The following is a 24,518-nucleotide window of genomic DNA, read 5'->3' on the forward strand; positions in this document are numbered from 1 at the left end:
TTGAAATTAACAGAAAACTTTCAATTAACATATTGTACCAATGTTCACCCAGGGTCTGATTGGGCAACCACTTTTCAAACTTTGGAAGAACACGTTCCCGTGATTAAAAAGCGGGTAACGGATACTTCAGATTTCGGTCTAGGGCTAAGGTTGTCCAACAAGGCCAGTCAAGAATTAGGAACAGCAAAAAGATTACAGGAGTTTAAAAAGTGGTTGGATGATAAAGGGGTGTACGTTTTTACGATGAACGGATTTCCTTATGGAAATTTTCATAATGAAAGAGTAAAGGATGATGTTCATACCCCAGATTGGACCACAAAGGAGCGGCTGGAATATACCAAACGACTTTTTGATCAGTTGCTGGTCCTATTGCCAGAGGGAATGAACGGTGGTATTTCCACTTCTCCCATAAGCTATAAATATTGGCACAAGGATGAGACAGCTACTAAGTTGGCCTTTAAAAAGGGGACCGAGCATCTATTGCAAGTTGTATTGCATTTGCAGGAGTTGGAAGAGAAATCAGGAGTTTATATGCACTTGGATTTGGAGCCCGAACCAGACGGCTTACTAGAAAATAGTGATGAGGTGCTATCTTATTTCAATGAGTATTTAGTTCCTATGGGTGTACCGTTTTTAATGGATGAACTTGAGACATCGGAAAGGGAAGCAAAAGCTTTGATTCATCGCTATATTACGGTTTGTTACGATATTTGCCACTTTTCCCTTGCCTATGAGGAACCGGAGGATACCTTTTCAAAATTCAAAAATGCAGGCATACAAATTGGAAAAATTCAAGTAAGTGCCGCTTTGAAAATTATATCAAATAAGGAAAATAATGATTCCGTTTGGGAGGCACTTTCTCAGTTTGATGAACCGGTTTATTTGCATCAGGTGACTGAGTTCAAAGATGGTAAGGTCACAACCTATAGCGACTTGCCAGAGGTCTTGAAAGCTAAAAATCCATTTGAGGAATTAAGGGCCCATTTTCATGTTCCTATTTTCTTGGAACAGTTTGGGGAATTATATTCTACACAAGACCATATTTTAAAGGTTATTGATTTTATCAAGGAAAATCCTGTTTCTGAGCACTTGGAAATAGAAACTTACACGTGGGATGTGTTGCCTCAGGCCTTAAAGCGAGATTTAACGGAATCCGTTGTACGAGAACTCAATTGGTTCAAAGATAAGTTCGATTAAATGAAGAAGACCGTTGTAATCAATGTAGTGGGGCTTACCCAACGCTTAATTGGCGAGCATACACCTTTTATAGAATCATTTTTGAAATCTGGCCGCTCCGCACATATTTATCCGGCAATCCCGGCCGTTACCTGTACCGCCCAATCTACCTATCTAACTGGGAAAACACCCGCAGAGCACGGTGTAGTAGCCAATGGGTGGTATTTTAAAGATGAGTGTGAAGTAAAGTTTTGGAGGCAATCCAATAAATTGGTAGAAGGTGAAAAACTTTGGGAGAAATTAAAAAAGCAAGACGAGCACTTTACATGTGCGAACATGTTTTGGTGGTATAATATGTATTCCACCGTAGACTACAGTGTTACTCCTAGACCTAATTATTTAGCCGATGGAAGGAAAATACCTGATTGTTATTCCCACCCTGCAGAATTAAGGGATACGCTTCAAAGCGAATTGGGAATGTTTCCTTTGTTTAATTTTTGGGGTCCAAAGACCTCCATTAAATCAAGCCAGTGGATTGCAGATGCTACCATAAGAACAGATGAGCTGCATGATCCAACCTTGGCCTTGGTCTACCTTCCTCACTTAGATTACAATTTGCAGCGCTATGGACATGATTTTAAAAAAATCAAAAAAGATTTAAATGAGATTGATGGGGTAGTAAAACAGTTGGTCACCTATTATAAAAAGAAGAATGCGCAAGTAATCATACTATCCGAGTACGGGATTACCAATGTAAATAATCCTATCCATTTGAATAGGATTTTACGGTCTAAGGGGTACATAGCTGTACGCGAAGAACGTGGACTGGAATTACTGGACGCTGGCGCTAGTCAAGCTTTTGCCGTTGCAGACCACCAAATAGCACATATCTATTTAAACGATGCTTCCATAAAACAGGAGGTAAAAACGTTAATGGAATCCGTTACCGGGGTGGAAAAAGTGCTTGTAGGTGAAGAAATTTCCAAACATGGATTGGCACATGAACGATCGGGAGATTTGGTGTTGCTTTCAGGACCGGATTCTTGGTTTACCTACTATTTTTGGTTAGATGACAAAAAGGCTCCGGATTACGCAAGGATGGTAGATATTCATAAGAAACCAGGTTTTGATCCCGTGGAAATGCTTACGGACCCTAAAGATAAATTGGTCATGCCCAAAGTAGCTCTCAAACTTCTAAAAAAGAAACTGGGCTTTAGAACCGTATTGGATATCATTCCATTGGATGCGACTTTGATAAAAGGTTCCCATGGACGAGTACCTGAGAATAAAGCGGATTATCCAATATTAATTTCAGACAACCCAAGTGCAACTTTTGCCAACGAAGTGGATGCCACAGACGTATTTGGTATTTTGGAGAATCACGTAATTGAACAAGTATGAAGAAGCTACAAAGAATTGTTGGGGTGGTGTTTGCACTTTTGTGCATATGGGCGGCATATCTTCAGTACAATGACCCGGATGCGTTTACTTGGTATCTCATTTATGGCTTGGCGGCTATCGGGTCTTTATTTTTTGCCTATGGCAGGTTGAATTTTTCTGTTTCCTTAATTTTTTGTCTTATTTATTTGGTAGCAACCGCCTTTTTGTGGCCTGAAAAATTTGAAGGTTTTACCATTGGTGAAGGTGATATCGTAAATATTGAGAAGGGTAGGGAGGCCTGCGGAATGCTTATTGTAGCAATAGTATTTTTGGTTTACTCTCTGATGCTACGGTATGAAAAGTAAAAGCTGATGGGATTGTTATAAATCCAAGTCAAAAGTTTTTCTTAATAAATCTATTGCGGGGTTCTTTTTACGTAATTTTTCATATTTCTCTTCCGGTGTAAATGCAAATTTTTTAGCGGTGGCTTCATTAACGGTGATCTTAAGCTCTATAAAGTAGTTATTGAGGTTGGTCTTTAAGTATTCCATGAGGTCATATTGCTCCCGTTCTATCTCCTTTTTCATAGTGCTATTGGGCAACTCTATCCAAATAACGTTCTCACCTTGCAATTTCGGTATATCGGCGCCCAAATTGGAAGCTAAGATCTTCTGTCCCTTTTGGTCGATGTGCGCTACAAAATCTTCCCAATGTTGTTGCATTTGCTCCTCCGTAAAAGGAGAACGGGGAAGCTTGCTGTAATCAATGCTCACATCTTTTTTACTGTCCTCGTGCGCTTTTTTAGCCTTTAAACTGGATATAGAGAGGGCAGAAATTCGTTTTTTGGCAATATCCATACCCAACTTCTTGGCACTTTCATCTACCTGGGGCTCTTTTTGAACAGGTCTAGAAGGTTGCGGCTCGTAATTGTTTTTTTGTTCCTCTACTAGTGTTGCCACCTCTGCTTCCTTTTCGGGCACATTTATTGCTTTTCCAGAACTATTTTGCTGAGGCGTTACGGATGTTGGCTGTGCAGTGGGGAGGGATTCTTTTTGTTCTGCTGACGGGGTAGGTGTTACAGATGTTCGCTCTTTATTTCTGACCTTATAAAAACTGGCAGGAGCAATAAATTCTCCACTTTGGGTATTTAGTTCACCGCTAAAGTTTTTTTTTTCGGCATCAAAACCAAGGGATGCCAATTTCATTAGGGTAAGCTCAACCAAAAGCCGTTGGTTTCTACTGGATTTGTATTTTAAATCACATTCATTTGCCAAGTCAAGCGCTCTTAACAAAAATGGGTTATTGGTTTTCTTTGCTTGCTCTAGGTATTGCTGTTTGGCACCATCACCTACTTCTAATAAATTAATGGTATCTGTATGCTGACAAACCATTAAATCCCTAAAATGAGAAGCAAGACCACTTATAAAATGATGGCCATCAAAGCCATAGGAAAGAGTTTTGTTGAAAAGCAACAAGAGATTTGGAATATCATGCTCCAAAATGAGATCTGTGGCTTCAAAATACGTATCATAGTCAAGAACGTTCAAGTTCTCCGTAACTGCTTTTCTTGTAAGTTCCTTGCCGGAAAAGCTCACCACCCTATCAAATATGGATAGGGCATCACGCATGGCACCATCGGCCTTTTGAGCTATAATGTGAAGTGCATCTTCCTCTGCATTAATACCTTGGTTTTCGGCAATGTATTTTAGGTACTCTGCGGCGTCCTTAACGGTGATTCTTTTGAAATCGAAAATTTGACACCTGGAGAGTATCGTAGGGATAATTTTATGTTTTTCGGTGGTGGCCAGAATAAATATGGCGTGCTTTGGAGGTTCCTCCAACGTTTTTAAGAAAGCATTGAAAGCCGATTGGGAGAGCATGTGCACCTCATCAATAATATACACCTTGTATTTACCAATTTGAGGCGGTATCCTTACCTGATCTATAAGGTTTCTAATGTCATCAACGGAATTGTTGGATGCGGCATCCAGCTCAAAAATGTTGAAAGCAAAATCTTCATCTTCTCTTTCCGTACCGTCTTGATTAATCTTTTTAGCCAAAATACGGGCACAAGTGGTCTTGCCAACACCCCTTGGTCCACAAAAAAGTAATGCCTGTGCCAAGTGATTGTGGTCTATGGCATTGGTGAGGGTATTGGTAATGGCTTGTTGCCCAACTACATCCTTAAATGTTTGGGGTCTATACTTTCTTGCCGATACTACAAAATGCTCCAATGAACAGGGTGTTTCTTATCAATTAGACTTACCTACAAATATAAAAAACGAAGGGGCTTTGATTCTCCAATTTAGAGAAGATAAAATCTTTATTTATCAACAATTAATCTAATTTTGCCCTTGAGCAGGCTACCTTATCGCTCCAACTAATCTTGGGGAGGAAAGTCCGGACACCATAGTGCAGCATAGCGGGTAACTCCCGTCATTTCATTTTAAATGGAATAGGACAAGTGCAACAGAAAGAATGTACAGGTTAAGCTGTAGTGAAACCAGGTAAACTCTATGTGGTGCAACGTCATGTAAATCGGTGTTTGAGGGTTGCACGCCCAAACCGAAGGGTAGGCGGTTAGATTTTGTCAGTAATGACAAAACCAGATAAATGATAAGGGAGCTCCTTGGAGCTTTACAGAATCCGGCTTATTGGCCTGCTTATTTTTAGTTTACGTTATCTTCCATTTCAAAAAAACTAAAGGAACTGCTGCCATATTTTCTTTTTTCTGAAAAGCGGGGTAGGTGAGACAGGTCTGTGTGGCTGGCATGTTCTAAAACTAATAAACCGCCTTCCAGCAACATTTCATTGGCGAAGACAAGGGTCACTATCTTTTCAAACTCTTCTGTAGGTAAGTCGTAAGGAGGGTCCGCAAACAGAACGTCCGTTTTTAGATTGGATTTTTCTAAGTAGCCAAAAACGTCACTTTTAATAGCGGTAATGGGCATTTCTAGATCCTTGGCCGTTTTGTTTATGAATTGAATGCAACCGGAGTGGTTATCTACTGCATATAATTCTTTTGTACCTCTGGAGGCAAATTCATAAAGTATGTTTCCCGTGCCACTAAAAAGGTCCAAGACGCTAATTTCATCAAAGTAATACCGGTTGTTTAGGATATTGAACAGGGCTTCCTTGGCCATATCCGTTGTTGGTCTTACCGGTAAATTTTTGGGTGCTGTCAATCTTTTTCCTTTGTGGATTCCTGAAATTATACGCATTAAAGGGCATTTATTACTGTAAAATCAATGGTGTCTTCTTGGTTGTTCAAATAAGTATGAGGGCCAAACTCCGGAACAAAAATGGATATGTTCTTCACATATATATAACAGAGTTTATATAACTCATCATCCTCTTCCACAGCACCAAATAACTTTAAAGGAATTGTCTCTGTACTAAGCTTTAACTGCTCAAGGGTAAATAGTAAGTAATATAGGAAGTCTTCCTTGGTATGAAATGTAAAACTATTGAATAATACCAGTTGTTTTTGATCCAGTATGGTAACATCCATCTGGTTTTCCAAAACATATACATAACAAATAGGGTTGATGGCCTTTGACTGTCCCTTTAAAAGGGATTCTGCCATGACCGTACCATTATGCTTATACGTAAATTCCCCGTACAGTTCGTAAATGTAGTTGTTTATGTTTACAAAGGGTACATACACATTGACCATGTCATGACTATCTATTTCATCAAAGGCCAAGTGATCATTTGCCAATATTTTGGTATTGAATTTTAAATAATTTGCCAATTCATTTTCATCGAACAGGGGCTTGGGTACCAAACCAAAAAGTTGATTGCGGTGTACTACCACTACTTCAGTAAACTTTTGGGTAGTGAGTTGGTATTTGTTAAGCATCTGCTTTAACTCCTTTAATAGTTGATAAGGGTTAAGCGTCTGTTCAAATACTTGGTTCTGTGTCTTGATTATCTTATTGCTGACAGAATCAAAAACACAAAAAGAAAGTCCATTCAAGCTAACTTGAATGGACAATTTCTTAAACTCTTCGACTGTATGGTTCGCCGTAATATTATTGCTCTCCTTTTTTGTCATAAACTGGTGGCCAGTTACCGCTGGTGCTAACTTCGTCCATAGATCCTACAGCAATTGAATTACCATTAACCTCATCAACCCCAATTTCTGCATTTTCTTTGTCCAATAAAGTTTTTGGCTGATCATACAGGATGATTGATTTATCAACCTTAGCTTCAAAAACAGGAGCTTTATAGCCACTCTTTTCAACAAATCCGGCATCCATTGTAAATTTCTCACCGTTTTGAGCGAAAGGAATTTCAGCTAAATTTTTGTATCTGTTATCTCCTTTGAAAAGAGAATCTTTAACAGAAACAGTACCTAGGGTATCAATAATCTTTACTTCCTTCAACATATCGATTTGATAGGTTTCATCAAATTCCATGAAGGAAGAGTCACGTTGTTGGGTGATGGTATAATTACCGGTATCTATAAATTTGATAAGGCTATTGAAGTCCTTAGCGTACCTTTTGTTAACCGTTTTGTAAGCCTCTTGCGAATTTTTAATATCCTTAAGTTTTGCAATTACCTGAGCAAAACGTTCCTGCTTCGTTTTGTTAAATTCTATAGGGCCTGTTACGGAATTGTAGATAAGATATCCCAATCCTATACAAACGATCCAAAGTACAATTTGAATTACGGTCTTCATTTCTTACTAGTGTTATTTAAATTTAGTGGTTAGGACAAATCTACAATTTTTTTTCAATCGCAAAAGTATTTCAAGTAAAAATCATCTTTATCTTTGAGCCCTATGACAAGCCTCACAGAAGCTTCTTACTACAAATTGTTGATTGAGAAATTCCCTCACGAACCTACCCTAAAACAATCTTCCGCATTACAAAAACTAGCCTCTTTTGTAATGTCTAAAAAAGGAGATACAGTGTTCATGCTCAGGGGGTTTGCCGGTACGGGAAAAACCACGTTGATAGGAACCTTGGTAAAGACCTTGTGGAAAACAACGCAGAAATCCGTACTTATGGCGCCTACGGGAAGGGCCGCCAAAGTAATGAGTAATTACTCCAATACGCAGGCATTTACTATTCATAGAAAAATTTATTTCCCCAAAAAGCAGGGAGCAGCGGGGGTTCAGTTTGTACTGGCGCCCAATAAACATAGAAATACCATTTTCATTGTGGATGAGGCATCTATGATCCCGGATGCTCCTGCCGACTCCAAACTGTTTGAAAATGGTTCCTTATTGGATGATTTGCTCATGTTTGTCTACTCCGGCCATAATTGTAAGCTTGTTCTCATTGGTGATACCGCCCAGTTGCCACCGGTAAAATTAGACTTAAGCCCGGCCTTGGATGCTGATAGGTTGAGTTTAAATTACAATAAGGACGTTATAGATATGGAAATGGATGAAGTGGTAAGACAGGCCACGGATTCTGGAATTCTTGCCAATGCCACCATGTTACGGGAGCAATTGCAGAGCGGTTTTTTTGAGAATTTTCAGTTTGATGTTCTTCCCTATAATGATATTATAAGGCTTATAGATGGCCATGAGGTTCAAGAAGCTATTGATACCTCTTACTCGGATGAAGGCAAGGAAGAAACTGCCTTTATCGTAAGGTCCAACAAAAGGGCCAATCTGTACAACGAAAATATTAGAAGTAGAATTTTGTTTCTGGAAAATGAATTGGCCGTTGGGGATTATATGATGGTGGTCAAAAACAACTACTTCTGGCTAAAACCAAACACTGATGCGGGCTTTATAGCCAACGGTGATATCATTGAGGTGCTGGAGATTTTTGCATTTAAGTCCCTTTACGGGTTTAGGTTTGCAGAGGTAAAAGTAAAAATGGTCGATTATCCCAACCAAAAACCCTTTGAAACTGTTTTGTTGTTGGATACTGTAAAAGCGGTTACCCCGTCATTATCATATGAAGACGGCAATAGACTTTACCAGGAAGTGATGAAAGATTACGCGAATGAGAGCTCCAAGTATCGGAAATTTATGGGTGTTAAGAACAACAAGTACTTTAATGCCTTACAGGTAAAGTTTTCCTATGCCATTACTTGTCACAAATCCCAGGGAGGCCAATGGAATACAGTGTTTGTAGAGCAACCCTATATGCCCAATGGTGTGGATAAGGAACTATTACGATGGCTATATACGGCGGTTACTAGGGCAAAGAGCAAGTTGTATCTTATTGGTTTTAAAGGAGATTTTTTTCTTGAATAGGAAAAAGTTAAATTCGTAGGGTTGGTTAAGAAAGGTAATTTTAAGTGGGGCTTCGAAAATTGCTTTAAGCCCATTATTAATGCCAACCCATATAAATTATAGCTAAATGACGCCAGAAACCATAATCAGTATTTTTTTAGGTGTAGGATTGGCCGCTTCTGTTGGTTTCAGGGTGTTTTTGCCACTATTTGCACTTAGTTTGGCGGCATATTTTGGTTTGTGGGAGCTAAATGATAATTGGCATTGGATCGGAAGTCTAGCGGCTGTCATAACTTTTGGCGTTGCTACGGTTGTTGAAATATTTGCCTATTTTATTCCTTGGGTTGATAATCTTTTAGATAGTTTTGCGGTTCCGTTGGCTGCCATCGCGGGAACCGCTGTAATGGTTTCCACGGTAGCGGATTTAGACCCGGTGGTCACTTGGTCTTTGGCCATTATTGCGGGTGGAGGAACGGCAACTGCCATCAAAGGGGCTGGTGCAGCTGGTAGAATGGCTTCCACTGCTACTACTGGTGGCTTGGGCAACCCCATTGTGTCAACGGTAGAAACAGGAACAGCTATGGTGGTGTCCACCGCCTCCATATTTATGCCAATTTTGGCGGCAGTTTTGGTCATAATCATCTTGGTTTTAATTTTTAGGATTTATAGAAAATTACGACCAAGGCCCAAAATGGAATAGAGGAGGAGGAACAAAATTTGGTTCCTTAAGTTAAAGGATTAAACTAGCTTTTTGGATTTGAAAATAATTGCAATGATTCCGGCACGTTATGCCGCTTCAAGATTCCCTGCCAAATTAATGCAGGACCTTTCCGGAAAACCGGTAATACTTCGTACATATGAGGCAGCTATAAAAACAAATCTTTTTGATGACGTTTTTGTGGTGACCGATAGTCCCGTAATATTTGATACCATTTCCCAGGCAGGTGGCAAGGCCATGATGAGCAAAGAAGAACATGATTGTGGTAGTGACCGTATTGCCGAAGCAGTTGCCGACATGGATGTAGATATTATCGTAAATGTGCAGGGCGATGAACCTTTTACGGACCGTGAAAGTCTGGTTGGCGTATTAGAGGTTTTTAAAACGGATTCTGAGAAAGAAATTGATTTGGCTTCATTAATGGTGCGAATTGATGACAACGAAGAAATCAAAAATCCAAATACCGTAAAAGTTATTGTTGACAATAGAAATTTTGCGTTGTATTTTTCCCGTTCCCCTATTCCCTATCATCGAAATACCGAAATGGATGCCACTTATTTTAAACATAAGGGTATCTACGCTTTTAGGAAGGAAGCATTGATGGACTTTCATAGACTTCCCATGTTACCTTTAGAGGCCACAGAGAAAATTGAAGCCATACGGTATTTGGAATATGGAAAGAAAATAAAGATGGTAGAGACCACGGTAACTGGAATAGAAATAGACACTCCGGATGATTTGGAGAAAGCGCAGAAGGCATGGAAGTAGATTTTGGCGGTATAAAAGTAATTGGATTTGATGCCGATGATACCCTATGGGTAAATGAAACGTATTTTAGGGATACGGAAGAAGAATTTGCCAATCTTCTGGAAGGGTATGAGACCAAGAACAAAATAGATCAGGAGCTCTTTAAAATGGAAATTAAGAACCTTGACCTGTATGGTTACGGAATTAAGGGGTTTGTGCTATCCATGATTGAATCGGCATTGGATTTATCCAATAACCAAGTTTCTCAAAAAACAATCTCTAACATTTTGGACTTGGGAAAGAAAATGCTTACACAACCAGTGGAGTTGTTGGATGATGTAACAAAGGTGCTGGAAGCATTAAAGGGTAAGTACAGGTTAATAGTACTCACAAAAGGAGATTTATTGGATCAAGAACGCAAGTTGGAAAAATCTGGACTTTCCAATTATTTTCATCATGTAGAAGTTTTAAGTGACAAAAAAGAGGAAAATTACCAGCACTTATTGGATCATTTACAAATTAATGTAAACGAATTTTTGATGATCGGTAATTCATTGAAGTCCGATGTTCTTCCTTTAATAAATATTGGGGCAAAGGCCGTTCATGTACCTTTTCATACCACCTGGCAGCACGAGGAGGTAAAAACGGAAGAAGGTGAATACGATTATTTAAAAATTGGCAAACTCTCTGAAATTTTGGATTATTTGTCATAGCCTCCATCTAGTATTTTAGAAAAAGAGGTTGGCTAATTTAGGTTGAAGATTATATGGAATTTAAGAAGGATTTGGGTATTAGTGAAGTAACATTGGAAAAGAAAGCGGCATTCAAAAATTTTCCTATGGTTCCAAGGGTTGTTTTTGGATCCGGATGTTTTGATCAATTAGGAGATATCCTTTTGTCCAAAAGAAAACATTCAGAGGCACCTTTTATTTTTTTGGTAGATGATGTTTTTGAGGGAAAGGATCTCGTTTCTAGAATTCCCTTGCTATTCAATGACCAAATAATCTTTATTTCAGCAGATGAAGAACCCAAAACGGGACAGGTAGATATATTGGTCCAAAAAATAAAGGAAGAATACAGCGATTTACCATCCGGTGTGGTGGGTATAGGAGGAGGAACCTTATTGGATTTATCCAAGGCCGTTTCAATTATGTTGACCAATAAGGGAAGTTCCACTGGATACCAAGGATGGGATTTGGTAGCAAAACCATCAGTTTACCACGTTGGGATTCCTACCATAAGTGGTACTGGCGCAGAAGTTTCAAGAACTGCTGTTTTATTGGGACCGGAAAAAAAACTAGGTATTAATTCTGATTATACCACCTTTGACCAAGTGCTTTTAGATCCGGATCTAACCAAAGGAGTTCCAAAGGAACAATGGTTTTATACAGGAATGGATTGTTTTATACATTGTGTTGAATCTCTAGAAGGTACGTACCTGAATGCTTTTAGTCAAAGCTATGGGGAAAAAGCAATGGATTTATGCAAAGAAGTATATTTGGGGGATTTGGAGGATTCCGACTCTAGGGACAAATTAATGATGGCTTCTTGGCATGGAGGCATGAGTATAGCCTATTCTCAAGTGGGCGTTGCACATGCCATGAGTTACGGTTTAGGCTTTTTGTTAGGCGTAAGGCATGGAATAGGCAACTGTCTCGTTTTCCAACATTTAGAAGAGTTTTATCCAGAAGGAGTGGCACTTTTTAAGAAAATGCAAAAAAAGCATAATATTGAGCTTCCCACGGGAATTTGCTCCGGCCTCACAAGTGATGATTTCGATAAAATGATACAGGTTTCATTGGGTATGGTGCCACTATGGGAAAATGCTTTAGGAAGTGAATGGAGAAATATCATTACCCCGGAAAAATTGGAATCTATTTATCGCAAAATCTAATCTTCCTTAACCAATAATCGGTTACTTTTTAAAACCAAATATTATTTAGCGATCATCAGATGCAAAAAATAGCCCAATTTATTTTTTATAAAATTTTGGGGTGGAAAATGGTAGGGAAATTTCCAGGACATCTTAAGCAGTTTGTGGTAGCCGTTGTTCCTCATACCAGTAATGTAGACTTTTTTTTAGGAGTCTTGGTAAGGGCGGTTTTGAACGAACCCATAAACTGGATCGGAAAAAAAAGCCTTTTCAATGCACCCTATGGTTGGCTATTTAGATGGTTGGGCGGTGCACCTATTGATAGAGGAAAAAAAAGCGATACTGTTACTGCCACGGCCAGAATATTTGAGGAACGCGATGTTTTTCGTTTGACCATAGCACCAGAAGGTACTCGCAAAAAGGTGGAAAGGTGGAAAACAGGGTTCTATTATATTGCAAAGGCGGCAAACGTACCTATCGTCCTGGTCGCTTTTGACTTCGGCAAGAAACAGATTAAATTTTCCAAGCCTTTACATACTACAGGAAAGGTAGAGGAGGATTTTGAGACCTACTATTCTTTCTTTAAGGATGTTAAGGGTTTTCGTCATTAAAAGTAATTTTCTGGTCATTAATCCTTGATTTTAATAAAATTATTGGATTATTTCTATCTTAACCTAAGAATTTTATAAAATTCATGGGGTTTAAGCAGAACATTTTTAGAATCAATGTCTTTCTTCAAGACCCAAATAAAAAGCCAGCAGCTATTTTATTCAGGGAGTTTTTTAGTATCTGGAGAAAAAAGAAAAGATTTCCCATTCATTATATAGGTCGTTTAATGTACCGGAAGGGTTTTGAAAATCCGGAGGATTATATGGATATGGAAGAGTACAAATCCATTGTTTTTCCTGTTAGGAATAATCCAGAGGCCTACGTTCATATGCTCAGCAATAAATTAATTTTTCATGTGTTCTGCGAAAAATATAAGTTACCGGTACCTAGAATGCTAGGTTACAATATGCGGAGTTCTTTTTTTATGGAAGATAACTTAATCTTTATTGATTCTGAAAAAGACCTTATAAGCTATTTTGAAGAAATGTTTAAAGTAAAAAAGGCCGAAGTAATTTTCTTAAAGGCTTTTTGTGGTTTTATGGGTAAGCATGTACATAAACTTACTTTAGAAAATGTTGGGGAAGATGTTCCTTTATTAAAAGAGACTTTGTTGAATGGTGAATTTATTTTTCAGGAGGGAGTTCAACAAATTGACTCAATTTCAAAAATTTATCCATCAAGTGTAAATACGTTGAGGGTAGAAACATTTATAGACAATCAAGGTACACCACATATTTTAGGAGCTGTACTTCGATTGGGTTCAGGAGGTAAGTATATAGACAACGTAAGTTCTGGTGGATTTTTTGTGCCTATTGAAATGAAAAATGGCACTCTAATAAAGAAAGGGGTACGAGCAATGATTCACGGTGGGGAGGAAATCTTTGAGCATCCAGATACTGGTTTTGTGTTTGAAAAGTTTAAAATACCTTTTTTTGATGAGTGTAAGGAATTGGCAATAAAGTTGGCTACTCATTTTCCAAATAGGATTGCCGGTTGGGATTTGGCAATTACGGAGGAAGGACCTGTGGTAATAGAAGGTAATAATCAACCTGGGATAACCATTGGAGAATTATCTTATGGAGGATATGCAAAACATCCTTTATTTGACGAAATGAGAGGTTTAAAAAGGGAATAATGTTAGAAAGGCTTAGGTATCACTTATTTTGGTCCGTTGATTTTCTAAAAGGGAGTCCTGTGAGAAAACATTGCAAGGATATTCAGTCTATATTGGAGAATTACGATTCTGATAGTTCCATAGATAAGAAAAAACAATATCTGAACAAACTTCTAGACCATGCCGTAAAATTTGTAGAATTCTATAATAAGTATAAGGGATTTAATAGGTTGGAAGATTTCCCCGTTGTAAACCAAGGTATTTTAAAGAATAATTTTGAAACCATTCAGGCATCCAATTACCGCGGTAGAAAACATTTTAAAATGTCTACTAGCGGTTCTACAGGCACACCATTTACCATTCTTCAGAATGCTGATAAAAAGGTAAGAAATACAGCAGATACCATCTACTTTAAAAAACAGATTGGCTATGAGGTAGGTCATAGAATGTACTATATACGTAGATGGTTCAAAAAGTTAAAAAGTACGCCTTGGTCCAATAAAATTAAAAATGTTGTTGAAGTAGATGTAACCGACTTCTCTCAAGAATATCTAAAAAAGTTTATTGAAGATCTGGAAAATGATAAGTCTAAGAAGGTCATATTGGCCTATTCATCTGCACTACGGGAAATATGTAAATATTTGGACAATGCGGAGAGCGAAGGTGTCGAGACGAATCTAGAATGTATTATTTCCATGGCCGAAGGGCTATCAACTCAGACAAGAAAATCATTAAAAAAGTACTTTAAGGCTCCGGTCTATTCCAGGTATTCCAATAATGAAAACGGGATTTTATCTCTTCAGCTCTCTGAGATAGACCCGTACTTCCAAATAAATTGGGCGAGCTATCATATTGAAATTTTACATCCGGAAAGGGATGAGCCGGTAGCCTTTGGACAAATAGGAAGAGTCGTTATTACGGATTTGTTCAATTATCACATGCCATTTATTAGGTATGATACGGGTGATATGGCTGTTATGGAAGAGAATGATACCTTTAATAGTGCTCCTGCCTTCAAAGAGATAATTGGAAGAAAAATGGATGTTATTTATGATACCTCCGGTAATCCAAAATCATCGTTCATTATTTTTCACCTAGATGCCTATCCACAAATAGACCAGTTTCAAATTATTCAGCAGGCTAAAAAACAATACGTTATAAAGCTAAACGTTAAAAATAAAAGGAAAGTCAACGAGTTGGAAATTATAAAGTTATATAAATCTTATTTAGGGGACGATGCTGAAATAGACTTTGAATATGAAGATGTCATTCCCACTTTAACCTCTGGTAAACGTCGTCTTACCATAAATAATTACATAAAGGATTTAACCGCTTGATTTCAATTTTGGTATGTACATAAAAATTATAAAACCCTTTTTTGATTATTTGTTTGCCATTATGGGCGGATTGTTTCTACTTCCGGTATTCTTTATAGTCTACATGCTCCTTCGTTTTACAGGTTTAAAGAATCCTATTTTTAAACAGCCACGTCCGGGGAAAAACAATAAGGTTTTTCATATTATGAAATTCAAAACAATGACAGATGAAACGGATGAAACCGGAAAGCTACTTGCTGATGACAAAAGGATTACCCGTTTAGGTAGATTTTTAAGGAAAACCTCACTGGACGAAATTCCGCAGCTTTTGAATATTTTAAAAGGTGATATTAGCTTGGTGGGACCTAGGCCTTTGAGAGTAAGATATTTGCCTTATTACACACTAAGGGAGCAAACCAGACATTCTGTAAAACCTGGCATTACTGGTCTAGCTCAAGTGAATGGGAGAAATGCAATTTATTGGGACAAGCGTTTAGAATTAGATGCCGTTTATGTTGAGAAGATAAGTTTCAAAACAGATTTCCTTATTTTATTAAAAACCTTTGTAAAGGTTTTTGATTTTTCAGCGACCAATTTTATAGGTGAAACGGATAATTTGGATGAATTGAGAAGGGCCAAAATGAATGGGCCCTTTGTAAAGTAAGATGTGAAAGTATAATTTGAAGAATGTTTTTTTGGAATAGAATAGTTGTTCTTTAGTATGAATAAATTAAACCCGCTTTTAAAATGAATGTATTATTTACTTGTGCTGGAAGAAGAAACTATTTAATCCGTTATTTTAAAGAAGTAATTGGAGAAAATGGGCTTACGGTCGCAGCTGATAATCAAGCAACAGCCAGTGCATTTGCTGATGCCGATTTATCTTTTCTTGTTCCGCCGGTAAATGATAAAAACTATATTCCTGCTATCCTTAAAATTATTCAAAATTATAAAATAGATTTGTTGATTCCGCTCAATGATTTGGAGTTACCTATTGTAGCGGATCATAAATTACAACTGGAACAGTTTGGAACTAAAGTGGTCCTTTCAAATTATGAAACCATCAAGACCTTTACGGATAAGTGGTTAACCTATGAGTTTTTTAAATCAATTAGTGTTTGTACTCCCCAGTCGTTTTTGGATTTAAAGTCTGTGAAAAAAGCTCTTCATGACAAAGACATTAGTTTTCCGCTTATGATCAAACCAAGAATGGGTTCCGGGTCTGTTGGTATAATGACTGCGAATGATCAAGAAGAATTAGAGCTTATCTATAGGTTGCAAATGAAAAAGAACGCTAAAAAAGAGTGTCTTTCGAGTCTGTTGATTCAAGAAAAAATCAATGGTACTGAATATGGAATGGATATTTTAAATGATTTTAATGGCAACTATATAGGCGCATTCGTTAGGAAAAAGTTGTCTATGAGAGGTGGTGAGACCGATAAAGCTATATCCATAATTGACAAAAGGTTTGAGAAAATTGCAAAAAAAATTAGTAAAGCAAGCAAGCACATTGGAAGTGTGGATTGCGATTTTTTCGTACGTAATAACGAAATATATTTGTTAGAGATCAATCCTCGTTTTGGGGGTGGCTATCCTTTTTCACATGAAGCCGGTATCAATGTTCCTGCGATTTACGTTGCTTGGTTAAATGGTGAATTGAACATTTCTTCATATTTAAATTATCAACCCCAGCTGACATTTGCTAAATGCAGTCAAATTAAAGAAGTCCAGTTTGTAAAGAAATCGTTGGCCAAGGCTGGTTGATTATTCTATTAATGGGATAATTCCACTCTCAATTTCTTCTTTTAAAAAAAATTAAAAATTAAAACCAAACCTTTTTCATAATGTTACGTAAGTACGTTTGGATGACTATAGTAGTACATCCAATACACACTTAAAAACTTAATGATTATGAAAAAGAACTTTACAAAACCGATGGCTGGTCTTTTTTTGACGCTCGGTTTACTTTTTACGGTTTCCTGTGATGACGATGACAATGGTGGCATGACGGGCGAGGAAATGCCAACCTGTTCAGATGGTATTATGAACGGGGATGAAACAGGGGTTGATTGCGGTGGAACCGTATGCGCGCCTTGCGAAGATGGAATGGAAATGGGTAGAAGAGCGGAACTTTTCGTTACCAATAATTCCAACGGAGATATTACCAAGTACAGTATTACCGGTGATTCATTGGTTACTTATAGAACGGCATCAGATGCAGCAGAGGGTATTTATTATAACAAGGAAGATGATTTGTTGGTTCAAGCCTCTAGATCCAGCTTGCAATTGGAAGCCTTTAAAGAAACTTCCATGATTATGGAAGATACGAATGTGATAGCTGCTTTTAATGGAGCAATGGATTTGGAAAGTCCTCGTGAGTTGGCCGTAAGTGGTTCTACTTATGTAGTAGCGGACACGGGTTCACACAAATTTTTCGTCTATGATAAAAGCGGGGATAGCTTTATGTTGACGGCCACGTTAGACATCCCTTTTCCAGTTTGGGGAATTACCTTTAAAGGTAAGGACTTATATGCTGTTGTAGATACTACCAGTGATTTGGCGGTTTTCTATGATTTTGCAGCCAATGCCCAAGATGGTCTTTTAAGACCTTCCAAAAGGGTGAAGATAGAAGGTATTGTTAGAACCCACGGCCTTACTTACAGTGCTGCGGATGATACAATGGTGATGACGGATATTGGTGATGCCGCCAATACTACTGATGATGGAGGATTTCATATAATTAAAGAATTCAGTTCTAAATTCGATGCGCTTTCAGACGGAGATGTGCTGCCAGTAGGTATGCAAATTAGAGTTGCCGGACCATCAACGTTAATGGGGAATCCAATTGATGTAGCATATGATTCTGAAACAGATGCCATTTACGTTTCAGAAGTTGGAAACGGAAAAGTTTTAGGTTTTACTTCCATTGGCGATGGTGGGGATTTAGCTCCATCGTTTAATATGGATTTGGAAGCGGCTTCTTCCATTTATTTTTCAAGTGATGAAACGGATATGGACATGGGTATGGAAACCATGGGACAAGAAACAAGGTTATACGCTACTAGTACGGCCAATGGGAATATTACAGTGTATGATGGAATGGGGGCACCCATGAAGACCATTCTTTCTGCTTCTACGTCAACAGAAGGCATTTATTATTCACCTTTGAGCGATGATATCATACAGGCCTCCCGTTCCGGTCTTATGCTAGAAAGCTACGCAGACTTTTCTTCTTTGGCAGATGCCAGTACGGTACAAGCAGCTTTTATGAGTGATGCAGATTTAATGAGTCCTAGGGAAATAGCAGTATCGGGATACCATGTAGTAGTGGCCGATAATGGTGAAAATAAGCTGTACGTATATACTTTTAACGGCTCTTCATTTACGTTACAAAATACACTACAAGCAGATTTTGATCTATGGGGTATTACGTTTATGGGAGATGATTTATTGGCCGTTGTAGATAATACCAGTGATTTGGCTATATTCAATAATTTTATAGATATGAATATGATGGATGGTTCCATAATGCCGGACAAGCAGGTGACTGTTGAAGGTATTGTAAGAACCCATGGTATTGATTACAGCGAAGCTTCAGATGTATTGGTAATGACGGATATAGGTGCAGCTGCAGATGCTAACACGGATGGTGGTTTCCATGTAATACAGGACTTTACATTGGTTATTGATGCTTTGGAAGATGGAGCAACCATACCAATGGGTAGTCAAAGTAGGGTGGCAGGGCCATCTACTATGATGGGTAACCCTATTGATGTAGCCTATGACCATAAAACGGAGACGGTATTTATTGCAGAAGTTGGAAACGGAAAAGTTCTTGGTTTCGCCAATGCACTAAACAGTAACGGTGATGTAGCTCCAACAGTTAGTAATGATTTGATGAATGCTTCTTCTATTTATCTTTATAATAATTAAGATAGACACTTAATAATTAAAAATCCGGTTTCGTTTCGAAACCGGATTTTTATGTGTTTAGCTAAAAAATTCATCTTTTTTAAAACCAATTTGTAAACAGCTCGTATATACCTCAAAATATACAACAGTTTTGATCATATAGCTCTATACTTTTACACTAACCACCTATCAGTATAGTATTTGGTTGTTTTAGGTTTTTTTAGTTAGTAGTAGTAAAAAGCGGCTCAATGAGCCGCTTTTTCTAAGTATACTGCTTATTGAGCATTGGTTTGATTTCTTCTCCCGTATTTATTTGCTATAGCGCTAATAACGATCATTTGCAGAATGTGAAAAACCATTAACGGCAATAAAATAATTCCCTGTATGGCCATACTGCCAAATAGAATTTTTGAAAACACGGTACCGTGCACTAATGATTTTTTAGTGCCACAAAATTGTGCGGTAATGCAATCTTCCATTGAGAAGTCTAGATATTTGGAAATAAATTGTAGCAAATAATAAACTATAACGAATAAAATTCCTGCGCCAACAAAAAGTAGGGCTAAGTCCATCCATGAAATATTTCCAAATAAATCTTCATTGAACGATTTTACATAGCTTTTATAGATAATTAGAAGGATGACCGCTTTATCAAAGGTGGCAAGTTTACTGGAATTTCGCTGTACAATGGCACCGAAAAATCGTTGTAGTGACATCCCCACAAATACCGGCACCAAAACCTGAAGGATGAGATTGACATATATTTCCTTTAAATTAAAATTGATTTCAGAATTATCCCAAAAAAATCCCATCCATAAAGGAGTGACCAGAATGCCAATAATTCCAGAAATACTGGCGTTAAAAATGGCTGCAGGAATATTTCCCTTTGCCAAGGAAACCATTACCACACTCGAGCTTACTGTAGAGGGTAGGGCGGCCAAAAAGAAGAATGCGAGCCAAATGGTTTCTTGCTCCGCTGAAGTTATCAATGGCCTAAAGAGCAGTACCAATACCGGAAACAGTAGAAATGTTGCACCCTGAATTAAGAAATGTAATTTGAAATTACCCAAGCCGGACTTTAATTTATCCGGACTCAATTTTAAGCCGTAAAAAAAGAAAATCAGCGAAATGCCAATACTACTTATAGTATTTAAAAGTTGCGCTGTACTTCCTGAAATTACGTGTGGAAACATGTATGCCAATAGTATGACAAACAGGATTCCCGTTACAAAATAATCAATTTTCAATCGCATCTATAGTTGATATAATGGTACCTAACTTTCCGCTCTCATATTTCAGACCATCAAAAAAGGCCGCTTAAAGCGACCTTTTTTATATTTTCTCGGAACAAAGCTATTCTTTCATGGTGTGATATACGTTCTGGACGTCATCATCCTCCTCAATTTTTTCCAAAAGTTTTTCCACATCGGCAATTTGCTCTTCATTGAGTTCTTTGGTCACTTGTGGAATTCTTTCAAAACCGGAAGACAAGATTTCAATCTCACGCGATTCCAATTCTTTCTGAATATCACCAAAGCTCTCAAAAGGGGCATAGATTAAAATTCCGTCTTCATCCACAAAAACCTCCTCGGCACCAAAATCGATCATTTCCAATTCCAGTTCCTCCGGGTCAAGCCCTTCGGCATTGATACGAAAGTTACAGGTATGGTCAAACATAAATTCTACGGAACCAGATGTTCCTAAACTACCGTTGCACTTGTTAAAATAACTACGAATATTGGCTACGGTCCTGGTATTATTGTCTGTGGCCGTTTCAATTAAAATGGCGATACCATGGGGGGCGTATCCCTCAAAAAGCACTTCCTTAAAATCGCCCAAACTCTTGTCACTAGCTCTTTTAATGGCCCTTTCAATATTGTCTTTGGGCATGTTTACAGACTTGGCATTCTGGATGACCGCTCTAAGTCGTGCATTGGAATCTGGGTCAGGGCCACCCTCCTTTACGGCCATAACAATGTCTTTGCCAATTCTGGTGAACGCTTTGCTCATTGCGGCCCAGCGCTTCATTTTTCTGGCTTTTCTAAATTCAAAAGCTCTTCCCATAGTTTAAAATGCTAATGTTTAAGTGGTGGCAAATTTAAAAATGTTTTGCCATTGTCGCAATTTTGTCATTTGTACTTTACTAAAACCTGAAAAGAAAGGCTTATTCGCTTTCAATGATGTCTTCTATTCTTTTGGCCAACTGAAAATCTTTTTGGGTAACCCCGTCCGCGTCGTGCGTGTTAAGGCGAATACTTAGGGTGTTGTAAACATTTTGCCAATCTGGGTGGTGTTCTTGGGCTTCACATTCAAAGGCAATTCGCGTCATTACGGAAAAAGCTTCCTTGAAATTTTTGAACTCAAAAGTGGTCTCAATAGCCCCATCTACATATTCCCAACCGTCTAATTGTTCTAATTCTTTAGATATTTCAGCTTCGCTTAATTTTTTCATCGTAAGTCTTTTAAGGGTTTAAAATCTAATGATATCCAAATGTAGGGTATTTAAAGTGTCTTTTCTCCAAAGATGTTGTCGGTATCGACTTATTTGGAAATATGGTGATCTATTATTTCTTGATAGCCTACCTGTAAGTTTTTGGGCAGCTTATTGTCCCTGGGCAGAACGGCCAAATAACGTTCCTCGTTGGAAGTGAAAACTCTTTTATATATTGGATTGAAGTTACCAATCCGACTTATAGTTTCCTTTATAAAATCTTCGTGGTGTACCAAATCCTTACTTCCCAAATGAAAAATACCTTTTCTATTTCGGTTGATGAGGTAATGGATCTGTTGTGTAAGTTTATCGTCGTTGGTTACGTTCAACACCAAATTAGGAAATACCTCTACCGGCTCGTTTTCCCAAATGTTCTTTTTTATTTCTTTAATCCGGGGCGAGCTGTTGCCAAAAACCATTGGAAGCCTTAGGATTCCCATTTTTTCATGGGGAATACGCATAAGCATATTCTCAATTTTAATTTTTAGCCTGCCATAAATGCTTTCGGACAGGGTTTTATCATATTCGTAGGAGGGATATTTTCTGTAGGCATCAAAAACATTGGCAGACGACAAAAAATACAGGGTACACTTGTTGGTCATCAGGTACTCGACAATATGCTGATGCGCTAATATCTGCGATGCAAAATTTCCCCGCAAGGCTGAAATAATGATTTGTGGTCGCACTTTTTCAAGAATTTCAAAAACATCGTCTTGTTCTAGATCGTACCGAAAAAATTGTTGATTGTTCTCAAAAGAACGCCTGGCAGAAAAATACGTACCATAAGTATCGTAATAATTGCACAGCTCCTTATAAATAGCATTGCCCAAAAACCCGCTTCCTCCCAGGATTAAAATCTTCTTCCCCTCCAAACTAAAAAATAGATAATCCTGTTTCAGTCGTAAATTTCTCCAAAACTTCCATACCCAATTTTGAATTTCCCTTTTTGTTGAGCCCGGGAGACCATGTGGCTACGGTAAAGTGATTTGGCAACAGGGCAACGATTCCACCACCAACGCCACTCTTGCCGGGCAGTCCTACTTCAAAAGCAAATTCTCCCGCTTCGTCATAAAACCCACAAGTTAGCATCAAGGCGTTGATACGTTTAACTTGATTGATACTCAGGTGTTTTTGATCTCTCAAACAGTGCCCACGATTACTAAAAAGAAAAAAAGTGTGTGCCAACTGTTGGCAGGTCATTTCCAATGCACATTGATGAAAGTAAAAATCGAGAACCTGCTCTACGTCATTATGAAGGTTTTTATAGGATTTTAAAAGATTGGCGGCCGCATAATTTCTGAAGCCCGTAACTTTTTCACTTTTGGCAACCTCCTCATTATAATGTATGGAATGGTCATTGGCTATTTTACGTATAAACTCGAGAAAATCTTCCTTTGGATTACCCAAAACGCTTACCAGCACATCGGCCACCACAATAGCTCCGGCATTGATGAGCGGGTTTCGAGGAATTCCGTTTTCCTGTTCCAAAAGTGAAAGATGGTTAAAAGGATCTCCTGATGGCTCCACATCTACACGCTCCCATAGTTTTTCACCAATATGGGACAAAGCCAGCGAAAGCGAAAGTACTTTTGAAATACTTTGAATTGAAAATGGAGTAGTGGAATCACCTGCGGAATATCCGTTTTTTTCTTTATCCAACAGATGAATTCCAAATTTGGTGATATCCACCTTTGCTAATTCCGGAATATAGGTGGCTACTGCGCCCCGGTCATTTCGGCTGCCTATCTCATAGTGGATTTTATGTAGAACGCTCTTAAAATCTATCATTAACCTTTATAGAACGGTAATTTTACCACGGTGGCATCTACCGCTTTTTTCCTGATTTGTATTTTTATGTTGGAGCCTATTTTCGATAAATTAGATGGTACATAACCCAAGCCAATTCCTTTATTGAGGGAAGGAGACATAGTTCCGGAGGTAACACTGCCTATTTTCGCTCCTGCATCATCAACAATATCATACCCGTGGCGTGGAATGGCCCGATCGTTCATTTCAAACGCTACCAGTTTGTTTTTAGGTCCAACCTCTTTTTCCTTTTGAATATTCTCACTATTGACAAAATCTTTGGTGAATTTGGTAATCCAGCCCAAACCGGCCTCAATGGGTGATGTCTCTTCGGTTATATCGTTTCCGTAAAGGCAGTAGCCCATTTCCAAACGTAGGGTATCACGCGCTGCAAGGCCTATAGGTTCAATCCCAAAATCTTTACCGGCCTCAAAAACCTTATCCCAAATTTTGTGCACCTCACTGTTTTTGCAATAAATCTCAAACCCGCCAGAACCTGTATATCCGGTAGCGGAAATGATTACATGCTCAATCCCTGCAAAATCGGCTACCTCAAAATGGTAGAACTTTATGGACGATAAATCAACCGAAGTCAAACTTTGCATAGCCTCCACCGCTTTGGGGCCTTGAATGGCCAACAATGAAAATCCGTCGGAAATATTTCGCATCTCGGCACCAATTTCTTCATTGTATTTGGAGATGTGTGCCCAATCTTTTTCGATATTGGCCGCATTCACAACCAATAAATAAGTTTCGTCCTTAACTCGGTAAACGATTAAATCATCAACAACTCCTCCGGTTTCGTTGGGCATATAGCTGTATTGTGCCCTTCCCACATACAGTTTAGCGGCATCGTTGGAAGTTACCTTTTGGATCAGCTCCAATGCTTTTGGTCCTTCGATCAAAAATTCGCCCATATGGCTTACATCAAAAACGCCCACGCCTTTGCGTACGGTTTCGTGTTCTATGTTTACACCGGCATAGCTAACCGGCATTTGATACCCCGCATAGGCGACCATTTTAGCACCTAAATCTTTATGTACGCTGGTCAAGGCTGTGTTTTTCATGTAAATTTGGAATAAATGATTTTGCAAATCTATTGAATTTAATAGGGAAAGTATAATGGCAAATAGTTATGTTTAGCATAATATTTGGGATGCAATAACACAAACTTAG

24 protein-coding genes and 1 other RNA gene are annotated in these 24,518 nt (G+C 38.3%); 15 read left to right on the forward strand and 10 right to left on the reverse strand.

Features of this window, described 5'->3' with window-relative positions:
• Genes eboE through BIZ36_RS16385 form a run of 3 tightly spaced genes read left to right on the forward strand, consistent with a single transcriptional unit; the run spans position 1 to position 2,921 of the window.
• Positions 1-1,197, forward strand: coding sequence for a metabolite traffic protein EboE (gene eboE, locus BIZ36_RS16375; protein ID WP_187458979.1), 1,197 nt, complete (start codon positions 1-3; stop codon positions 1,195-1,197).
• A complete protein-coding gene (locus tag BIZ36_RS16380; RefSeq protein WP_187458980.1) occupies positions 1,198-2,577 on the forward strand; it encodes an alkaline phosphatase family protein in 1,380 nt (459 codons plus the stop codon).
• A complete protein-coding gene (locus tag BIZ36_RS16385) occupies positions 2,574-2,921 on the forward strand; it encodes a transmembrane 220 family protein (RefSeq protein ID WP_187458981.1) in 348 nt (115 codons plus the stop codon). Before BIZ36_RS16380 ends, BIZ36_RS16385 begins: the two co-directional genes overlap by 4 nt.
• Positions 2,922-2,936: 15 nt before the next feature.
• Here BIZ36_RS16385 and BIZ36_RS16390 read toward each other — a convergent pair whose 3' ends face one another.
• On the reverse strand, positions 2,937-4,790 hold the full coding sequence (locus BIZ36_RS16390; protein ID WP_187458982.1) for a DNA polymerase III subunit gamma/tau: 1,854 nt from the start codon (positions 4,788-4,790) through the stop codon (positions 2,937-2,939).
• A 121-nt stretch (positions 4,791-4,911) separates the two neighbouring features.
• Here BIZ36_RS16390 and rnpB point away from each other — a divergent pair.
• An RNA gene (gene rnpB / locus BIZ36_RS16395) (RNase P RNA component class A) lies at positions 4,912-5,226 on the forward strand.
• On the opposite strand, the gene BIZ36_RS16400 is transcribed toward rnpB, so the two are convergent.
• The 3 genes from BIZ36_RS16400 to BIZ36_RS16410 are packed head-to-tail and all read right to left on the reverse strand — an operon-like array spanning position 5,226 to position 7,241.
• Positions 5,226-5,777 (reverse strand): RsmD family RNA methyltransferase, encoded by a 552-nt coding sequence (locus BIZ36_RS16400; protein ID WP_187458983.1) that lies wholly within the window; start codon positions 5,775-5,777, stop codon positions 5,226-5,228. The genes rnpB and BIZ36_RS16400 overlap by 1 nt on opposite strands.
• A complete protein-coding gene (locus BIZ36_RS16405) occupies positions 5,777-6,613 on the reverse strand; it encodes a DUF3822 family protein (protein WP_187458984.1) in 837 nt (278 codons plus the stop codon). The genes BIZ36_RS16400 and BIZ36_RS16405 overlap by 1 nt, the downstream gene beginning before the upstream one ends.
• A complete protein-coding gene (locus BIZ36_RS16410; RefSeq protein ID WP_187458985.1) occupies positions 6,591-7,241 on the reverse strand; it encodes a hypothetical protein in 651 nt (216 codons plus the stop codon). Before BIZ36_RS16410 ends, BIZ36_RS16405 begins: the two co-directional genes overlap by 23 nt.
• A gap of 102 nt (positions 7,242-7,343) precedes the next feature.
• Here BIZ36_RS16410 and BIZ36_RS16415 point away from each other — a divergent pair, with 102 nt between their 5' ends.
• The 11 genes from BIZ36_RS16415 to BIZ36_RS16465 all read left to right on the forward strand — a co-directional run bounded on the left by BIZ36_RS16415 (position 7,344) and on the right by BIZ36_RS16465 (position 19,066).
• Positions 7,344-8,777 carry an ATP-dependent DNA helicase gene (locus BIZ36_RS16415; protein WP_187458986.1) on the forward strand — a complete coding sequence of 478 codons (1,434 nt, stop codon included), beginning with the start codon at positions 7,344-7,346 and terminating at the stop codon, positions 8,775-8,777.
• A gap of 106 nt (positions 8,778-8,883) precedes the next feature.
• Positions 8,884-9,456, forward strand: coding sequence for a DUF4126 domain-containing protein (locus BIZ36_RS16420; protein ID WP_187458987.1), 573 nt, complete (start codon positions 8,884-8,886; stop codon positions 9,454-9,456).
• Positions 9,457-9,507: 51 nt separating this feature from the next.
• Positions 9,508-10,242, forward strand: coding sequence for a 3-deoxy-manno-octulosonate cytidylyltransferase (gene kdsB, locus BIZ36_RS16425; protein WP_286174889.1), 735 nt, complete (start codon positions 9,508-9,510; stop codon positions 10,240-10,242).
• The gene (locus BIZ36_RS16430) at positions 10,233-10,934 is read left to right on the forward strand and encodes an HAD family hydrolase (protein ID WP_187458988.1); all 702 of its coding nucleotides are present in this window, start codon (positions 10,233-10,235) and stop codon (positions 10,932-10,934) included. Before kdsB ends, BIZ36_RS16430 begins: the two co-directional genes overlap by 10 nt.
• Before the next feature lie 53 nt (positions 10,935-10,987).
• Positions 10,988-12,115 (forward strand): iron-containing alcohol dehydrogenase family protein, encoded by a 1,128-nt coding sequence (locus BIZ36_RS16435; protein ID WP_222937440.1) that lies wholly within the window; start codon positions 10,988-10,990, stop codon positions 12,113-12,115.
• A 59-nt stretch (positions 12,116-12,174) separates the two neighbouring features.
• Complete coding sequence (locus BIZ36_RS16440; protein ID WP_187458989.1) at positions 12,175-12,705, forward strand: 1-acyl-sn-glycerol-3-phosphate acyltransferase; 531 nt, start codon at positions 12,175-12,177, stop codon at positions 12,703-12,705.
• An 83-nt stretch (positions 12,706-12,788) separates the two neighbouring features.
• The gene (locus tag BIZ36_RS16445; protein WP_187458990.1) at positions 12,789-13,838 is read left to right on the forward strand and encodes a sugar-transfer associated ATP-grasp domain-containing protein; all 1,050 of its coding nucleotides are present in this window, start codon (positions 12,789-12,791) and stop codon (positions 13,836-13,838) included.
• Positions 13,838-15,154 (forward strand): phenylacetate--CoA ligase family protein, encoded by a 1,317-nt coding sequence (locus tag BIZ36_RS16450; protein ID WP_187458991.1) that lies wholly within the window; start codon positions 13,838-13,840, stop codon positions 15,152-15,154. The genes BIZ36_RS16445 and BIZ36_RS16450 overlap by 1 nt, the downstream gene beginning before the upstream one ends.
• 13 nt (positions 15,155-15,167) lie before the next feature.
• Complete coding sequence (locus tag BIZ36_RS16455; protein ID WP_187458992.1) at positions 15,168-15,797, forward strand: sugar transferase; 630 nt, start codon at positions 15,168-15,170, stop codon at positions 15,795-15,797.
• 83 nt (positions 15,798-15,880) lie between these two features.
• Positions 15,881-16,897, forward strand: coding sequence for an ATP-grasp domain-containing protein (locus tag BIZ36_RS16460; RefSeq protein WP_187458993.1), 1,017 nt, complete (start codon positions 15,881-15,883; stop codon positions 16,895-16,897).
• Between the two features lie 147 nt (positions 16,898-17,044).
• A complete protein-coding gene (locus BIZ36_RS16465; RefSeq protein ID WP_222937441.1) occupies positions 17,045-19,066 on the forward strand; it encodes a hypothetical protein in 2,022 nt (673 codons plus the stop codon).
• Between the two features lie 254 nt (positions 19,067-19,320).
• On the opposite strand, the gene BIZ36_RS16470 is transcribed toward BIZ36_RS16465, so the two are convergent.
• From BIZ36_RS16470 to gcvT, 6 genes are all read right to left on the reverse strand, one after another.
• A complete protein-coding gene (locus BIZ36_RS16470; protein ID WP_187458994.1) occupies positions 19,321-20,298 on the reverse strand; it encodes a bile acid:sodium symporter family protein in 978 nt (325 codons plus the stop codon).
• A gap of 100 nt (positions 20,299-20,398) precedes the next feature.
• Entirely contained in the window at positions 20,399-21,109 is a 711-nt protein-coding gene (locus BIZ36_RS16475) for a YebC/PmpR family DNA-binding transcriptional regulator (protein ID WP_187458995.1), read from the reverse strand.
• Positions 21,110-21,209: 100 nt separating this feature from the next.
• On the reverse strand, positions 21,210-21,497 hold the full coding sequence (locus BIZ36_RS16480; protein WP_187458996.1) for a 4a-hydroxytetrahydrobiopterin dehydratase: 288 nt from the start codon (positions 21,495-21,497) through the stop codon (positions 21,210-21,212).
• A gap of 89 nt (positions 21,498-21,586) precedes the next feature.
• On the reverse strand, positions 21,587-22,408 hold the full coding sequence (locus BIZ36_RS16485) for a sugar nucleotide-binding protein (RefSeq protein WP_187458997.1): 822 nt from the start codon (positions 22,406-22,408) through the stop codon (positions 21,587-21,589).
• A gap of 1 nt (position 22,409) precedes the next feature.
• Positions 22,410-23,324, reverse strand: a complete 915-nt coding sequence (locus BIZ36_RS16490; RefSeq protein ID WP_187458998.1) for a glutaminase — start codon at positions 23,322-23,324, stop codon at positions 22,410-22,412.
• The gene (gene gcvT, locus BIZ36_RS16495) at positions 23,324-24,409 is read right to left on the reverse strand and encodes a glycine cleavage system aminomethyltransferase GcvT (RefSeq protein WP_187458999.1); all 1,086 of its coding nucleotides are present in this window, start codon (positions 24,407-24,409) and stop codon (positions 23,324-23,326) included. Before gcvT ends, BIZ36_RS16490 begins: the two co-directional genes overlap by 1 nt.
• Positions 24,410-24,518: the final 109 nt, after the last annotated feature.

This window comes from Cytophaga sp. FL35, assembly GCF_014349235.1.
Classification (GTDB): Bacteria; Bacteroidota; Bacteroidia; order Flavobacteriales; family Flavobacteriaceae; genus Euzebyella.

Excerpts from the sequence above, each read along its gene's own strand:
- BIZ36_RS16380 (WP_187458980.1), top strand. The coding sequence starts at position 1,198 with ATGAAGAAGACCGTTGTAATCAATGTAGTGGGGCTTACCCAACGCTTA.
- BIZ36_RS16385 (WP_187458981.1), top strand. The coding sequence starts at position 2,574 with ATGAAGAAGCTACAAAGAATTGTTGGGGTGGTGTTTGCACTTTTGTGC.
- BIZ36_RS16400 (WP_187458983.1), bottom strand. The coding sequence starts at position 5,777 with ATGCGTATAATTTCAGGAATCCACAAAGGAAAAAGATTGACAGCACCC.
- BIZ36_RS16405 (WP_187458984.1), bottom strand. The coding sequence starts at position 6,613 with ATGACAAAAAAGGAGAGCAATAATATTACGGCGAACCATACAGTCGAA.
- BIZ36_RS16410 (WP_187458985.1), bottom strand. The coding sequence starts at position 7,241 with ATGAAGACCGTAATTCAAATTGTACTTTGGATCGTTTGTATAGGATTG.
- BIZ36_RS16415 (WP_187458986.1), top strand. The coding sequence starts at position 7,344 with ATGACAAGCCTCACAGAAGCTTCTTACTACAAATTGTTGATTGAGAAA.
- BIZ36_RS16420 (WP_187458987.1), top strand. The coding sequence starts at position 8,884 with ATGACGCCAGAAACCATAATCAGTATTTTTTTAGGTGTAGGATTGGCC.
- BIZ36_RS16430 (WP_187458988.1), top strand. The coding sequence starts at position 10,233 with ATGGAAGTAGATTTTGGCGGTATAAAAGTAATTGGATTTGATGCCGAT.
- BIZ36_RS16435 (WP_222937440.1), top strand. The coding sequence starts at position 10,988 with ATGGAATTTAAGAAGGATTTGGGTATTAGTGAAGTAACATTGGAAAAG.
- BIZ36_RS16440 (WP_187458989.1), top strand. The coding sequence starts at position 12,175 with ATGCAAAAAATAGCCCAATTTATTTTTTATAAAATTTTGGGGTGGAAA.
- BIZ36_RS16445 (WP_187458990.1), top strand. The coding sequence starts at position 12,789 with ATGGGGTTTAAGCAGAACATTTTTAGAATCAATGTCTTTCTTCAAGAC.
- BIZ36_RS16450 (WP_187458991.1), top strand. The coding sequence starts at position 13,838 with ATGTTAGAAAGGCTTAGGTATCACTTATTTTGGTCCGTTGATTTTCTA.
- BIZ36_RS16455 (WP_187458992.1), top strand. The coding sequence starts at position 15,168 with ATGTACATAAAAATTATAAAACCCTTTTTTGATTATTTGTTTGCCATT.
- BIZ36_RS16460 (WP_187458993.1), top strand. The coding sequence starts at position 15,881 with ATGAATGTATTATTTACTTGTGCTGGAAGAAGAAACTATTTAATCCGT.
- BIZ36_RS16465 (WP_222937441.1), top strand. The coding sequence starts at position 17,045 with ATGAAAAAGAACTTTACAAAACCGATGGCTGGTCTTTTTTTGACGCTC.
- BIZ36_RS16470 (WP_187458994.1), bottom strand. The coding sequence starts at position 20,298 with ATGCGATTGAAAATTGATTATTTTGTAACGGGAATCCTGTTTGTCATA.
- BIZ36_RS16475 (WP_187458995.1), bottom strand. The coding sequence starts at position 21,109 with ATGGGAAGAGCTTTTGAATTTAGAAAAGCCAGAAAAATGAAGCGCTGG.
- BIZ36_RS16480 (WP_187458996.1), bottom strand. The coding sequence starts at position 21,497 with ATGAAAAAATTAAGCGAAGCTGAAATATCTAAAGAATTAGAACAATTA.
- BIZ36_RS16490 (WP_187458998.1), bottom strand. The coding sequence starts at position 23,324 with ATGATAGATTTTAAGAGCGTTCTACATAAAATCCACTATGAGATAGGC.
- gcvT (WP_187458999.1), bottom strand. The coding sequence starts at position 24,409 with ATGAAAAACACAGCCTTGACCAGCGTACATAAAGATTTAGGTGCTAAA.